Origin of the sequence: Bradyrhizobium sp. YCK136, assembly GCF_044570075.1 — a bacterium.
Lineage (GTDB): Bacteria > Pseudomonadota > Alphaproteobacteria > Rhizobiales > Xanthobacteraceae > Bradyrhizobium > Bradyrhizobium diazoefficiens.
Window position 1 is genome coordinate 6,853,305 of the sequence record NZ_CP172424.1, and the last position, 14,939, is coordinate 6,868,243.

The 14,939-nt window shown below is 58.1% G+C and carries 8 protein-coding genes and 2 pseudogenes; 2 read left to right on the plus strand and 8 right to left on the minus strand.

Translation table 11 applies throughout. The features are described 5' to 3' along the window. Window positions 1–27 precede the first annotated feature (27 nt). Window positions 28–1,263, minus strand: a complete 1,236-nt coding sequence (locus tag ACFLEY_RS33095) for a tetratricopeptide repeat protein (protein ID WP_211434591.1) — start codon at window positions 1,261–1,263, stop codon at window positions 28–30. A gap of 1,360 nt (window positions 1,264–2,623) precedes the next feature. Then, window positions 2,624–4,168 (minus strand): IS66 family transposase, encoded by a 1,545-nt coding sequence (tnpC, locus tag ACFLEY_RS33100; RefSeq protein ID WP_224517700.1) that lies wholly within the window; start codon window positions 4,166–4,168, stop codon window positions 2,624–2,626. A 588-nt stretch (window positions 4,169–4,756) separates the two neighbouring features. Here tnpC and ACFLEY_RS33105 point away from each other — a divergent pair. Beyond that, on the plus strand, window positions 4,757–6,844 hold the full coding sequence (locus ACFLEY_RS33105) for a recombinase family protein (protein WP_049810452.1): 2,088 nt from the start codon (window positions 4,757–4,759) through the stop codon (window positions 6,842–6,844). Here ACFLEY_RS33105 and tnpB read toward each other — a convergent pair. Next, on the minus strand, window positions 6,816–7,130 hold the full coding sequence (tnpB, locus tag ACFLEY_RS33110; RefSeq protein ID WP_060909080.1) for an IS66 family insertion sequence element accessory protein TnpB: 315 nt from the start codon (window positions 7,128–7,130) through the stop codon (window positions 6,816–6,818). The genes ACFLEY_RS33105 and tnpB overlap by 29 nt on opposite strands. After that, a complete protein-coding gene (locus ACFLEY_RS33115) occupies window positions 7,127–7,525 on the minus strand; it encodes a transposase (protein WP_060912919.1) in 399 nt (132 codons plus the stop codon). Before ACFLEY_RS33115 ends, tnpB begins: the two co-directional genes overlap by 4 nt. Before the next feature lie 316 nt (window positions 7,526–7,841). On the opposite strand from ACFLEY_RS33115, the gene ACFLEY_RS33120 reads away from it, so the two are divergent. Then, window positions 7,842–11,093 carry an SIR2 family protein gene (locus ACFLEY_RS33120; protein ID WP_211434447.1) on the plus strand — a complete coding sequence of 1,084 codons (3,252 nt, stop codon included), beginning with the start codon at window positions 7,842–7,844 and terminating at the stop codon, window positions 11,091–11,093. Window positions 11,094–11,117: 24 nt separating this feature from the next. Here ACFLEY_RS33120 and ACFLEY_RS33125 read toward each other — a convergent pair whose 3' ends face one another. The 4 genes and pseudogenes from ACFLEY_RS33125 to ACFLEY_RS33140 all read right to left on the minus strand — a co-directional run bounded on the left by ACFLEY_RS33125 (window position 11,118) and on the right by ACFLEY_RS33140 (window position 14,754). Beyond that, entirely contained in the window at window positions 11,118–11,675 is a 558-nt protein-coding gene (locus ACFLEY_RS33125; RefSeq protein WP_171901225.1) for a hypothetical protein, read from the minus strand. A gap of 200 nt (window positions 11,676–11,875) precedes the next feature. Further along, window positions 11,876–13,007, minus strand: a pseudogene (locus ACFLEY_RS33130) (methyl-accepting chemotaxis protein); the annotation flags it as partial. A gap of 45 nt (window positions 13,008–13,052) precedes the next feature. Further along, window positions 13,053–13,571: pseudogene (locus ACFLEY_RS33135) on the minus strand (cache domain-containing protein); the annotation flags it as partial. A 385-nt stretch (window positions 13,572–13,956) separates the two neighbouring features. Then, window positions 13,957–14,754 (minus strand): IclR family transcriptional regulator, encoded by a 798-nt coding sequence (locus ACFLEY_RS33140; RefSeq protein WP_060910560.1) that lies wholly within the window; start codon window positions 14,752–14,754, stop codon window positions 13,957–13,959. Window positions 14,755–14,939 lie beyond the last annotated feature (185 nt).

Sequence of the window (14,939 nt, forward strand, 5' to 3'; positions counted from 1 at the left end):
ACTTACCTTTTGCGAATGCGAGATCAATCACGCCTTCGCGACCTCGAACGTTCCCTCGGGCACTGCTCGCCTCGTTCCGGCGAGCGCCTGTTCGTAGAAGGGTAATGATTGGTCGAACCGGCCAGTTGCTTCGAGTAGTGCGCCCTTCGTGGCCGCTATGTTGGCTTGTTCCAGCGGAGTGAGCGAGGACTGCGGAATACCGTCGAGCTCTCGGATCAGCTCGAGCGCCTTCCTTGCTTCGCCCGAATTGATCGCCATCGACGATCGTTTCTGAAGCGCTCTCGCGAGAACTTCCGGACGACCTCCTTTCGCCCTGAGAAGAGCGATCGCTTCGTCCAAGCGGCGGATCGCACCTTCCGGATTGCCCGAGTCGAGCTGGTTGTCGGACCACGCTATGAGGAGATCGGGGAGGCCCAGCGTGATGGCGTCCGGGCGGCCGACCACCATCTTGTACGAACGCTCGAACAGCGGACCGGCTTCGGCCATTCTTTCTTCGTAGCCAAGAAGAATGGCGTTGTTTGTGAGCGTGATCGCCAAAATACGCTGATGCTCGTCCGATGCGGCGGCCGCCCGGAAATAATCGGCGACCTTCGGATCATCCAGTTCGGCGATCAGCAATCTGTTAAATTCGAAGGCATCTTGACGGCTGCCGCGTTTGCGAGCCAAGCGAGCTGAGGTCGACAACGCTCCCAATCTGGTCTTGGCTGAAGCGTAGTCCTTCGATGAGGGCACGATCTCAAGTGCCTCGCGTAGCTTCGGAGCTGCCTCGTCCAACCGATCCAGGTCGGTATAGAGAACACCGAGGTTCGTAAGCAATTGCGCACGCTGTAGCGAACCGCTTGGCGCGAGCGCGATAGCGTCCTCGAGCGTCCCTGTCGCTTCTCTTCTGCAGCCGAAGTGCAGATAAAGCTTCGACAGCGTCAAGCGGAGGCGAATTCGCTGGTCCGGCAGGAAGTCGGACCAGGCAGTGTCCTGCCGACGGGAAAGGGCGGCGTCGAGGTACGAGATGTCTTTCGCGGCTTGAGCGGCCACGTGTGGATCGTTGTCGTCGGCGCGGCCCGAGATCTCGTTTCCTTCTGCGATAAGGTCGCGTCTTAACGCATCGAGGGTTCTCGGATCGCTGCCCGACGTCAGTCGGGCGAGTAGAGATGCTACGGAAGGTGATGGCGCTAGATTCTGGTCGATTCTCGGGCAAATAGTCAGGCCCCCGCCTTCGGCTGCGGCATTCTCCGCAAGCACGGCGGTGAACGCGGCGACGAACAATGATCTCAGAAAGAGCTGAGAAAAGCCTAGCTGAAGCGGACGTCTCTTTGAGTGTCTTGATCCAAGCACTAGCAGCTCGCTCCTGGATTTCGATCTGGACGCCATTCGTCGCATCGAAGGGGATCAAGCCGTCTGCGGGCTCCCCGCCGAGCAGCTTGCGCGGGATGTGGGTCGGCCGGAACGCAACGGACGAGGGACCCTCGGTCTGGAGCGTCACCGCCTTCTGTCCCTTGAGGTCTATCTTGGCCCCGATCGACGCGTCGACCGGCAAAACGCTTGCCGCGCCTCCCGGCAGCAGGTTCTTCAATTGCTCAATCTTTGCCTCCGCGGTGGCATCGGTACCGAAAGACATGACGGTGTTCGTCTTGGCCCTGATCACGGTTCGGATGAGGGTAGTGGTTCGTCCGAACAGCGTGATGACCTTACCCTCCATAATCAGCGGTTTGAGGAATTCGCACTCCTTGGACAGATTGGACTGCAAATCGTCGAGCATCACGTCCTCAATGGTGCCCTCGCTGAAGACTAGCGAGACGCTGTCCACGAGCTTGTCGTTGGCCGTGAGGCCGAACCACTGCTTGACCTCGAAAAGGAACGAAGCGGCTGTCTGGGACATCCCCACGAACTTTGGAAGTTCAAATTTTTGAGGCTGGGGCGGGACGAGATTGGGAAAACACGCGGCTCGGCGCTTCAGCACGGATCGCGTCCTCACATCTATCAGGTCACCGACTTGCTGGCCTTCCGATATGATGAAGGGCTCGTAGCCGCCCCGGAGGCTATTGAAATATTGGACCAGCGCCGCTCCGTATTCCTGGATTCCAGCATCGGCTATCGCATGACCGGGCCATAAGGCGACGCTCGTTACCACGGCTGACGCCAATATTATTGCTGATCTGATGCTCAATCTCATCCAAGCCCCCGCTCTGGCCCATTCCCGGAAACGCCGTGCGCCCAGGCTGTCTCAACATAATGCGCGGGTATCTGGGCATTGTCACGCGCTGTGCGGGAAACGGCCCCGCCAATGTCGTCAGGCCCGCCGGCGGCGATGCTTCGAACTGGGTCTTTCCCGGTATGCCGAACATCCAGCCGCCCGTCCGAAGAACTCCAGGAAAGCCTCCCCTCCACTGGCACCGAACCATGGAGGACCAGTGGACGGTCTAACGCTCCCCCGAGGGCCCCCATCGTCAGCGTGCCGCTGCTGGATCTCTGCTGCCGGGCCTCTGAACCCAAGACAAAGAGTTCTGGATAAACGTAAGCGACGTTCGCGTCCCATTCGCAAAGGTTTGGCGTGGGGATTGCAGTCTGTTGATCAACGTGTTTGCAAATCGTTGGCGGGGGGTATGGAGGCGGCAACGACGGAGAATTACGAGGTGCGGCCGAACGACCAGGGCAGGAGCTCGTCGATCCGGGACTGCGGGTGACCGGTTGCGATCGCTTTGAGCGTCGCTTTCATCCAGACGTAGGGCTCCACGCTGTTGATTTTGCAGGTGGCGATGAGCGAAGCTATGCGCGCCCATGAACGACCACCTTCGTCGTGACCAGCAAATAAACTATTTTTACGCGTCAGAGTCAGCGGCCTGATTTGATTTTCGACGGGATTGGTGTCCATCTCAACGCAACCATCGTCGAGAAACAAGGTGAGGCCATCCCAATGGTTCAGGAGATAGGCGATCGCCTTGCCCATCTCGCTGCCCGGCGACAGGCGAGCGGCTTGCTCGCGCAGAAACCTCTCGAGTTCAGCGACGAGCGGCCGTGATCGCTCGTTACGGGTCGTTTGCCGAGCCGGGGCGTCGGCGCCACGGATCTCCTTCTCGATCGCATAGAGTGCGGCGATGCGCGCGAGAACGGCTTCGGCGATGGGTGAGCCGGCTTTCGGAGTCGCTGCGATGATCTTGCGCCTTGAGTGGGACCAACATGCGGCCAGCCGCAGCGGCACGCCGCCTTTGCGCTTGGGCCGTGCGAGCCGATGATAGCCCTGGTATCCGTCGACCTGAAGGATGCCGTCGAAGCCCTCGAGGATGCGCTCAGCATGGTCACCACCGCGTCCTGGCGCGTAGTGGTAGACCACGATTGGTGGATCAGCGCCGCCGTGGCCGCGATCGTCGCGCAGGACAGCCCACAGATAGCCGGTCTTCGTTCGGCCCCGGCCCGGATCGAGCACAGGCGCCCTGGTCTCGTCTATGAACAAGCGGCCCGATTGCTTCATCACGACGCTCATGCGCTCGACCAGCGGCGCGAGGTGGAAGGCGACCGTTCCCATCCAGTCTGCCAGAACGGCGCGATCGATGAAGATGCCATGCCGAGCCAGAACCTGCGACTGACGATAGAGTGGCATGTGCTCGCTGAACTTGGCGACCGCCACCTGCGCCAGCAGCGCCTCGGTGGGGATGCCACCCTCCACGAGATGGGCGGGCGCCGGCGCCTGAGCAACACCGGTGCAGCCCTTTGCGCAGGCGTAGCGCGGTCGCACCGTCTCGATCACACGATACTGGGCGGCCATGACATCGAGACGGCGGGAGCGATCCTCGCCGATCTGGACCATCCGGCCGCAGCCGCAGGGACACTCGAGGTTCTCGGGTTCGATCACCTGCTCGATGCGCGGCAGGTGCGCGGGAAAGGCACGGGCAGCGCGCCTGGTCCGGCGGCTGGACGGCGCCGTGCCGGCGCGGCGCGCACGATCGTCCTGGCGTTCCTGGACTTCGGCGATGGCAATCTCGATGTCCTCGAGAACCAGTTGCATCTGATCGGGATTGAACTTTTCCGAGCGTTTACCGAAACGTGCGCGCTCGTACTCCTTCACGAGCAGTTCGAGGCGTTCGACGCTCTCTTTGGACGCAGCCAGTTCACTCTCGACATGAAGGCGCGCCGAGCATTCATCGTCTGCGCGACGACGCTCGGCTTCAATCATCGCTTCCTGCGCGCGGAAGAGCGCGCGCAAATCGGCGGGCAGCGCTGCAAGACGGGCGGGATCAATGGGGGACGGCGGCACATCCGCAAGCTATCATCCCAAAGCCCCGCGCGAAACAGGTTGTCGGGTCTGAGTCAGTTCGCCGCAGCTGGCGTCGCGACAATCCGTTCGCCCACTCGCTTCCAGTTCAGCCCTTCAAACGAGGGGATTGAGGAATGTCCCTGATAGTGAGTCTGACGAATCATTTCCGGAGGTGGTCGAGGTTCGGGACCCCCACCATCCTTTGTGGGGGCGCTCATATCGAGTGATTAGGAAGATCGGTCAGCGAGGCCGAGGCATTCCCGCTTCGTATGAAGTTGAGTATCGCGCAGGAAGCAGTCTTCTGATTCAAGCAACCGCAATCGAATATTATGAGCAAGAGGCAAATCAGATTAAGCTGAGTATGGAGGCTCTACTCGAGCTTTTATCGACAGCGGATTGTCCCGACGCACATGAGCATGGATCCAGCCGATCTTTGGTCGACGCTGACGCCCGCGCTCCGACGCCAGATCGTCGAAGACGTCGCCGCAATTTTGGCGGAGATCCCTCATGAAGTCCGAGCTGGTCACACCAAGCCACTTGGCGCGCAAAGCCGTAGTCTACATCCGGCAGTCGACGCCCCATCAGGTCGTAAGCAATCAGGAGAGCCTGCGCCTTCAATACGCGCTTCGCCAGCGCGCCCGCGAACTCGGATGGCGTGAGGCGGCCATCGACGTGATTGATGCCGATCTCGGGTTGAGCGGCGCGTCTATAGCACAGCGTAACGGCTTCAAGGAACTCGTTGGCCGTGTTGGCCTGAGTGAAGTGGGACTCATCCTGTCGATCGACGTGACCCGCTTGGCGCGTAATTGTACCGACTGGTATCCGCTCCTGGATATCTGTGGTCTACGTGGCTGCCTGATCGCCGACCGCGATGGTGTCTATGATCCGGGCACTCCCAACGGACGGTTGCTTCTCGGGCTGAAGGGTTCGATCTCCGAGCTTGAGCTACATACGATCCGCAGCCGGCTGACCGCCGGCCTGCTGGCCAAAGCCGAACGCGGCGAACTTGCGGTTATGCTGCCAATCGGGCTGATGCGGGACCCGAGCGGTGTGGTCGTTAAGGATCCCGACATGGCCGTGCAAGGGCGGCTCGGTCTCGTCTTCCAGTTATTCCTGCAGCTGCGCAGCGTTGCCAAGGTCATGCGAGCGTTGAACGAGCGTGACCTGGAACTGCCGCGTCGTGATCGATATGGCGATTTGTGCTGGACGCGCGCGACGCTGGCTGCCGTCGCGGCGATCTTGAAGAACCCCGCATACGCGGGCGCCTTTGTCTATGGACGAACCCGCTTCCGGCCGCCGAAGCGGGAGGGGGCCCTGCCACAAAAGGCTCCGCGGCCGATGGAGGAGTGGCGGATCGTCGTTAAAGATCGATATCCAGCCTATATCGACTGGCCAATTTATGAAAAAATCCGATCCGTCATCAGAGATAACCGAGCCGAATACATGCGCATCAAAACCCGCGGCGCGCCTCGCAATGGCGAGCTCCTGCTCCACGGCATTGCCTGGTGCGCACGATGTGGCCATAAGATGTACGTCCGCTACAAGGGCGGCGGCGAATATGTATGCAATCACCTGCGTACCCAGGAAGGTCAGCCAACCTGCCAACACATCCGCGCCGCCCATATCGATGCAGCCGTTGGCGACGCATTCCTAACCGCACTAGCGCCGGCCGAACTCGATGCCTTGTCGCGCTCCCGCCGGGTGCAGCAGCAGACGAACAATGCGCTACGCTCCAGTGCAGAACGAGAGCTCGAGCGCAAGCGATACACGGCGGCGCTCGCCGAACGGCAGTTCAACCGAGCTGATCCAGATAATCGGTTGGTCGCCTCGGAACTCGAGCGTCGATGGGAAGCGGCGCTAAACGACGTGCGCGCCGCCGAAGAGGCGCTTGCCCGACAGACGCCGCCCAAAGCCATCACACAAGTGGCCATAAGCAAGGAGCTCAACGACAAGGTCATCAGCCTCACCGGCCGCCTCCCGCAGATATGGGGTGACGAGACTATCTCGGATGCGCATCGCAAGGCGTTGTTGCGATGTCTCATCGAAAAGGTCGTTCTCGACCGCGGTGAGCGCGACTTGGCCCTGGCTAGGATCGTCTGGCGGGGAGGCGCCGTGACGGAGCTCGAAGTGAAGATGAGCGTCAACTCCGTCACCAGATTGACGCGAGGCACAGAGATGCGGGAACGCCTTCTGACGCTCGCTCGCGACGGCGTCCCAGACGACAAGATCGCCACAATCCTTACTCGGGAAGGTCACCGCTCTCCCCGTTGCGCCGATAAGGTGCTGCCTATCACCGTTGGGCGGCTCCGTCGTGCCGCCGCCATCAAGGTAACTGCCCAGCGCAGCCGATGGGAGCATGACGACTCATACCTCAGCCCGCCCGAACTGGCCCGAAGGCTCGAGATTCCAGTAAACTGGCTCTATGTTCAGATCCGAACCAAGCGTTTGCTAATTGATCGCCAGCCCAGCGGCGCCTATCTCTTCCCGAATACACCATCCGTTCTTCACGCCATCGGAGACCTTCGAAACCACGTCATCGCGCAACTTGATCTAAGAATCTGTCAGCCTAACAAGGAGGGGCATCAACATGGGTAGCTTCGAACTGCACGCGCGTCAGATGCATGACGCCGTCGCTGATCTGCGGCCACTCGAAACGACCATCGCGGCCAAGGCGCTTGTAGACCAAAACGAGGCCCGTGCCGTCCCATAGCAAAATCTTCAGCCGGTCGGCGCGCTTCGAACGAAAAACCACGATCAGGCCCGAATGCGGATCGAGCCCAAGCGTGTTTTGCACAAGACCGGCCAGCGCGTCGTGCCCGCACCGGAAGTCAACAGGACGCACAGCAAGCACAATCCGCAGTCCCTGCGCCGGAATGATCATGCGCCGCGCTCGATCGCAGTCACGATCTCCGCGATCCGCACCGCCGACACGTCCGCATCCAGGCGGACCGAAACCTTGCCAATCGTAATCTCGACGGGCCCCTCGCTCTTGCCTGACGCCACTGGATCGCTCAGCTCGATCGACACGAAATCCGCCGCGTCGTCCGTGACCAATGCGAGCCGGCCAGCACGCGCCAATCTGCGCCACGTCGTCAACTGCTGGGCCTTCACACCGTAACGCCGTGCGACATCACATACCCGGGCGTCGGGCTTCATGCTCTCGAAAACAGCGCGCCCCTTGATCTCCGCAGACCATAACCGGCCTCCAGAACGCGTCCGGCGCGTAAGCTTCCCTAAAAAGCCATCAGCTTCGGCTTCCTCCCCCGATTGTTCCATCGCCTTCAGTCTCCTCTCGGCTCTCTGACAAGCCAAGGATCGCAGAGCGAAAGCCGAAGCGAAACCAGTCAATCAAATGGGAGAAAAGCTCCGCTTACGGATAAACAGACGCCTTCCTTGACAACCGGGCCTCTCGCTTCCCACGATTGCTACCTTGCCGAGCAAAGATTCGATTCGGCCTTTCCGGGACACCTTGCTCGCCCCCTCGTCGACCCGGGCCAACGAATGTCCGTTGGAAGGGAGCATATCAACGCAGTCCGTTGATATGCCGAGGCCATTTTGCCTCGCATAGAGCTTCAGAAATTTGCGAGAGCCCATGACTACCGCTGCCACTACTATTGCCGAGCAAACGTCCGTTGGCGATGACCAGCCGATCCTGCTTTCCCTCGACGCCTTGATCAGATCGATCGGCGTGCGCCGCGGCATGCCCTTGGCCCTGTTTCTGGGCGCAGGCGCGTCAACCAGTTCCGGCCTGCCTTCGGCCCAGATGTGCATCTGGGAATGGAAGCGTCAGATCTTTTTGACAAACAATCCCGGTCTGGAAGAGCAGTTTTCGGAGCTATCGCTCGATGGCGTGCGTCGCCGCATCCAGGGTTGGTTTAATAAGCAAGGCGGATATCCGACCGAAAACTCTCCCGAAGAGTACAGCTTCTATATTGACCGTTGCTTCCCTATCGAGCCGGATCGGCGCGCCTATTTTCAAGAGCTAGTGCGTAATGCGACGCCACATATTGGATATCGTCTACTTTGCCATTTAGCCGAGGCGGATATCGTTCGCTCGGTTTGGTCCCCCAATTTTGACGGCTTGGCAGCACGGGCTGCGGCCAATTTCTCGCTTGCGCCCATTGAGGTCGGTATCGACTCGCAAAACCGCGTCGATCGAATTCCGACAAAAGGCGAGCTTCTTTGCGTGTCGATGCACGGCGACTACCGGTACGATAGGCTGAAGAATACTTCGAGCGAGCTTCAACGACAGGAAGCGGCGTTACGCTCGGCTCTAGTCGCGGAACTTCAGAACACATCTATAATCGTCTCGGGTTACAGCGGGCGTGACCAATCACTGATGGATGCGTTCCGTGACGCTTACGGTCAATCGGGCAACGGTGTCCTTTACTGGTGCAGCTTTGGAGACGCGGACTGTCCTCCTCATATCGAAAGCTTAATACAACATGCGCGAGCCCACGGAAGGCAAGCATACTTCGTCCCTGGCATGGGCTTCGACGACTTGCTCACCCGGCTGGGACTTCATTGTCTCAAGGGCGAGTCTCGTCAAGCTGCTCTTAATGCAATGGAAGCCGCAGCGGGGCAAGACAGGCTTGCCCGTTTGCCATTTACTCTACCTAAGCATCGGGCAACCACGCTGATCAAAAGCAATGCTTACGCGTTAGAGTGTCCGTCAGAAGTGCTGCTGTTTGACCTGAAAGTATGGCCCAAGGACCACGTGTGGTCGGCGCTCCGCGAGATCACGGCTGACAAATCGATTATCGCTGTTCCGTTCAAAGGAAAGATCTTTGCTCTTGGGCAAGTTGACCAAATCAAGGATGCGTTCGGTTCGAATGTTAAAGGACCGATTGAAAGAACACCTGTAGGGCCGAACGACCTGGCCTATGATGATGGCGCGATGATTTCGCTCATGCGCGAAGCTCTGACGAAATCAATGTCTGAAACGGTAGCGCTGCCCACGGACGGGCGGCACGAAATTTGGAAGACAGAACCGCGAAGCGATCAGCGTCGGTGCCCCGCCGGATATGTCACCCACGATTCAGTCCATCTCTATCTACGCCGGGATGCGGGAACGCAATATTTGGCCATCATGCCGACGATTAAGGTGTTCACAAAGGACGGACAGCCCGCTCCGCGAGAAGTCGCCAATCCAGTCAAACTCGCGATCCTTGGCTATCAGCACAATAAGCAGTTCAATCAAGCCGTCATGGAATGGCGAAAGCGGCTTCTTCCTACGGCACCGGAAACGGTCTACGAGTTCCCGCGCAATTGCGGCTCAAGCTTTCGATTCAAAATTCGCCGCTCACCTGTTTTCGGAGAGATCGGACTTCCGAAAGGTGGGAAAATCACGCCAACGCCGGATTCCTTGCAGCCGCTGGTCAGGTACACCGGGATTGAAGTGGACGAACCAGAGTTGGTTTTCTCCAACAAATCGGGAACCGGTCTCATACGCTCGCCACATCCAGTGCGGGGCCTAGCTCAGAACCGTCCATTTGATTACTCGCTAACGGCTCAAGGTTTCTTTACTGGGCTGCGATTGGGCGTCATCTGTGCTTCAGCCGAATCACGAGGTCTCCATTCTTATCTCCAGAATGCAAATCGGGTACTCTCCCCGAGTCAGAACGAAAAAGACTACCTGGTCGATTATCCCGGTTTCGCGATGGCTTACGGTCTGCCTTTAGAGATCCCGCAGCCGGGTGGTAAAGGATGGTTCTTCTGCCCAGAGCCAACTAGCTCTGATCCTCAGACAGGCGCGCTCCAGATCGCATCGCACATCACAAAGGGCATTGAGGCGTTGCAATCCACTTACGCTCCTCATGTCGTGATGATCTTATATCCGTCTCGTTGGAGCAACTTCCGCGGGTATCGCACCGAAGCCGAGCGGTTCGACGTCCATGATTTCGTGAAAGCGTTCTGCGTACAACGTGGCATCGCTTCACAGTTTTTCGATGAGGACACTTTTGCGGACAATTATCAGTGTCGGGTCTGGTGGTGGCTCTCACTTGCGCTCTACGTGAAATCGATGCGGACTCCGTGGGTTTTGAATAGCCTTGCCGATAATACGGCTTTCGTCGGCCTCGGATTCAGCATCGACCCGACTGCCGAAAAAGGAAAGCACGTCGTATTGGGATGCAGCCACATCTACAGCGGCAAGGGCGAAGGCCTTCAGTACAGGCTCTCAAAGATCGAAGATCCGATTTTCTATGGCAAGAATCCGTTCATGTCGAAAGAAGATGCCCGGCGCACGGGCGAGACCATTCGGCAACTCTTCTTCGACGCCCGATTGAAACTTCCAGAACGGGTCGTCTTACACAAACGAACGAACTTTACTGCTGACGAGCGCGAGGGATTAGCCGAGGGGCTCGGCGGTGTAAAGCACCTCGATATGGTCGAGATCCAGATTGATAGCGCCCTGCGATATGTAGCGTCTATCCCTGACGGCAAAGGTAGCTTTGATGACGACAACTACCCGGTTCGGCGCGGAACTGTCATGAAGGTCGATGACTTCTCGGCTTTGCTCTGGGTACATGGAGCGACGACCGCTTTGCATCCACGATTCAAATACTTTCAAGGTAAGCGGCGCATCCCGGCGCCCCTCATCATTCGACGACATGCTGGACAGAGCGAGCTGCGCCAGCTTGCCGAAGAGATTATGGGTCTCTCAAAAATGAATTGGAATACGTTCGACCTTATACCAAACTGCCTGCGACCCTTCATTCTTCGAATGAGATTGCACGCATTGGTTCGCTGCTACAGCGATTTGGCACAGCATCTTATGACTATCGTCTGTTCATTTGAAAACAATCATTCGCGCCTTTCCTCGGCTTCGCCGACCGACCGTTAGCTCAAGCCATCGCAACGATGATGACTATGACGCCGGGATCGAGACATCCTGTGCATACACTCCAAGCTCAGGCGGTCGAGGGTATTTCTCACCCAGATGTTTGAGCACAGAAAGACATAGGGACAAGCCCCATTTCACGGTGGCATCGACAAACGCTTTTGAGTCGTCCCGATCTACATCTTCCGGTTCGTCGTCAAACTGAATATGGATGCGGTTGCGAAGCTTTCGAAGACGATGAAGGTCTTTGTAAATGTTGGCGCCGAGTTCATCGAGCAGCCTGTGCGTTTCCATTGCCTGAATGATGTTGTTGAATCGTTCAATCTTAGAATCGCGGATTTTCTTCAGCACGTCCTCAGGTATGTTGGGTACGCCTTCTTTGGTGTAATTCTGTGCGCGATAGATAATCTGGTCCAGCGCGGCCTCCACAATGGAGCCTGACTGAACCACTAGCAATTTGTTGAACACGCCCTTTTCATTGTTTGACGACAGATGACAAAGTGCGTTTGCGTTTGAAACGATGTTGTCGCCTACCTTAAAATCACCAATAAATTTGCATGTCACAGTCTGTGTTTGTGCTGCCATTAGCGTCATCCCTGCCGAAAGACGCAGCGTACATGCTTTTTCAGGCTCTTTGTAGTCAGTCCGTTCCGATCGTGACGATGTCTTTCCTCGGATGCGGCTTTGCGGCGGTGAAAAGCCAGAAGCCAACTCGGTGTTAGGTTGGATCTCTGGGTTTCCGCTCTAGGCGATTGGGACCGCGTCCGCGCGACCGCCTCTAGCTTTCACGCCGCCCGGACCGACGAGAGAAAGTGGCCGATCTCGGACCTAAGTTTCTCGCTGTCGACCGACAGAGTTTGGGCAGCGGACAAGACTTGGGCGGACGCTGCCCCCGTGTCCGTTGCTCCGCGCTTAACATCCGCGATGTTGGCCGACACTTGGTGGGTACCTTCGGCCGCGTGCTGGACGTTGCGTGAAATCTCCTTGGTGGCAGCGTGCTGCTCTTCGACTGCGGCTGAAATAGCCGAAGCGAATCCAGAGAGACGTTCGATGGTATTTGAGATCGCCTTGATCGCAGCAACCGATTCTTGCGTCGCAGCCTGAATTCCCGATATTTGTTGACCGATTTCGCCCGTCGCTTTTGCCGTCTGCTCCGCCAGCGCTTTCACTTCAGAGGCCACTACCGCGAAGCCTCGCCCCGCCTCACCAGCCCGCGCCGCCTCAATCGTGGCGTTAAGGGCCAGGAGATTGGTTTGTCCGGCAATGCCGTTGATGAGCTCGACTACATCTCCGATGCGGCCGGCAGCCTCTGACAGTTCGCTGACACGTTTGTTCGTATCCTGCGCTTGGCCGACGGCTTCAGAAGAAATTCGGGCAGATTCCAGAACCTGACGGCTGATCTCATTGATCGACGATGACAGTTGTTCCGTTGCGGCAGCTACGGATTGAACATTCGTCGAAGCCACCCCTGATGCATCCGCGACGATGCCTGTGAGGTTTTCGGAATGGTCCGCCGTGTTCCGCAAGGCCTTTGCCGACGCTTCGAGTTCAGTCGAAGCAGATGATACGGCTTCCACGACTTCGCCCACAGCTTGCTCGAACCGGTCAGCCAGACTGTTCGGTTTCTGCAGCCTGTCGCTCACCCTCCTCTTGAAGCTTTCTCAGACGCACGACCTCGACCGAGTGATCCCGCAGTACCGCCACCGAGGACGCCATCCGACCAATCTCATCACGGCGATCCAGTCCGGGTATGTCCCCGTCGAGGTCGCCCGCGACCATCTCCCGAAGACGCCGATCCATCGCCACAAGCGGTCTCGAGATGGACCTCGCAACCAGCATCGTGAAAGCTCCGCTGACCAGGACGATCAGCAGCATAAATCCACCAAGTCGAAACGCAGCGGCACCGAAAGCAGCTTCGAGATCGTCTACGTACATGCCGGAGGCGACGATCAGTTTCAACTCCGGAAGACCTATCACGAACGCCTTCTTTCGGAGTGGCTCCGTTTGCCCCGCTCGAGGGAAGTAATAAGTAACGACGCCGGACCCCGTCTGCTGCGCCTTGTCTACAATCTCCTTGCGGAACAGGGTCCCCTTCACGTCTCCCTTATCGAGCAGGTTTTTCCCGATGTTCTGAGGAGTACCGCGGTCCGCCAGGATGGTCCCATCCCAGTCCCAAACAAAAAAGTAGTTGTTTCCATCGTATCGAGCCGCGGAGACGATCGATCTCACCTTTTGTATGAGACCATCCCTTGTCAGTCGTCCCGAGCGCAAATCAGGCGCCAGGCCGTCGATCTGCGACGCAACTACATCCACGACGCTGCGCAGCGACCGCTCTCTTTCAGATTCGATCTGAGTCCGCAGCTCGAGCAACGCCGTTGTCGCCACGGCAATCACGCCGACGAACATGACGAGAGTAATGATAGCAAGGCGCCACGCAATCTTGGTTTGCTTCACCTGACGTCTCCAAGTTGGAATCGACATATCCTGTTTGACAAGAATTAAGATCAGATTGCCTTGGCTAACCTCATCGGATCGTCAATTCCGAAAAATGATAATTTCGCTTGCTTACCCTCGGAAATGAAATGTTTGACATCAACTTGCGCCGGCATCATTGGAAGCAACAAAGCCGACATGAGCGCACAAGCGCGAACTACCTCTATCAAATATGAATGGAGGCCTCACGGTAGCCTATCGTGATGGCGCCACTGCACTTGATCTTGTTCAGCGTCGGACTGTCGGCTGCAGCCGGCGGCTCGACCATTGTGCTCGCCATCATGAGGGCGGGCAAAACTCCCAATAGACGTGCAACGTCATACCCTCCTCTGCTCCATGATGACGATCTAAGCCGATGAGGCGAATTTCGCTTTCAAGCGTCCTTTAGCGTTTCGTCCTCGCTGTCGGTCTGAAGGATAGTTTCCGATAGGAGGGCGGCGGCCTTTTGCAGCGGGGGAATGAACCGGTCTAATTCAGCGAGACTGACCCGTGCCACGGGGACGGATACGCCAAGGCAAGCGATCAGCTCGCGATCCGGCGAAACGATGGGCACGGCGCAACCGACAACGCCCTTCACGTACTCCTCATTCGTCTTAGCCCAGCCGCGACGGCGGGTCTCCTCAAGAACCGTCAGGAACGCATCGCAATCAACGATAGTGTTCTCCGTGTACTTGGTCAGAGCGAGTGAACGACACAATTTCTCACGCGCTCTCGCGGGTAAGCGGCTCATGTAGATTTTTCCTGTCGACGTGCAGTGAAGTGGGGCGGCTTCGCCCGGATTGAATTGAAGGCCTTGCGGCTGGGATACGCGCACGCTGTCGACATAGGTGACAACGTTGTCGCGCACGACGCCGATTTCACATTGCTCGCCGATTTCGTCCGCAACGGTGCGCAATACGGCGTGCCGGCTCGCCGTTCGAAAGGCTGCGCCGATCACCTTGGCGGACAGCGTAACCAATTGATTGCCGACCACGTAGCGCTTAGATCCAAGCGCCTTCTGAAGTAGCCCGCGTTCTTCCAAGTTTCCGACGAGCCGGTGTGCGGTCGGAAGAGGCAACGAAAGCGCGTTCGCAATCTCCGCAACCGAAATGGCCTTCGTCTGATTGGCGACATGGCCAACGATCGCGAATGCGCGGTCGAGAGGTCCGTCAGATTTCGGCGGCTTTACCATACGATTCTCATCTCTCACCGACGGAAACCCGCCCCTTGCGGCGACGCAAGATAACTTGCGAGTCGACCCACCGGCGGGGCGCGAACACCCGAGTTGGTGCACTGGCGATTGCCGCAGCGTTACGTTACGGATTCAACTAAGCGACGGATGGGATCCGCGGATGTGCTGAATGCTCCGCCAGACGG

What these genes read in the sequence shown, in the direction of transcription:
- ACFLEY_RS33140 (WP_060910560.1), bottom strand. Translation starts at nt 14,754, where the DNA reads ATGGTAAAGCCGCCGAAATCTGACGGACCTCTCGACCGCGCATTCGCG.
- ACFLEY_RS33125 (WP_171901225.1), bottom strand. Translation starts at nt 11,675, where the DNA reads ATGGCAGCACAAACACAGACTGTGACATGCAAATTTATTGGTGATTTT.
- ACFLEY_RS33120 (WP_211434447.1), top strand. Translation starts at nt 7,842, where the DNA reads ATGACTACCGCTGCCACTACTATTGCCGAGCAAACGTCCGTTGGCGAT.
- ACFLEY_RS33105 (WP_049810452.1), top strand. Translation starts at nt 4,757, where the DNA reads ATGAAGTCCGAGCTGGTCACACCAAGCCACTTGGCGCGCAAAGCCGTA.
- tnpB (WP_060909080.1), bottom strand. Translation starts at nt 7,130, where the DNA reads ATGATCATTCCGGCGCAGGGACTGCGGATTGTGCTTGCTGTGCGTCCT.
- ACFLEY_RS33115 (WP_060912919.1), bottom strand. Translation starts at nt 7,525, where the DNA reads ATGGAACAATCGGGGGAGGAAGCCGAAGCTGATGGCTTTTTAGGGAAG.
- tnpC (WP_224517700.1), bottom strand. Translation starts at nt 4,168, where the DNA reads ATGATTGAAGCCGAGCGTCGTCGCGCAGACGATGAATGCTCGGCGCGC.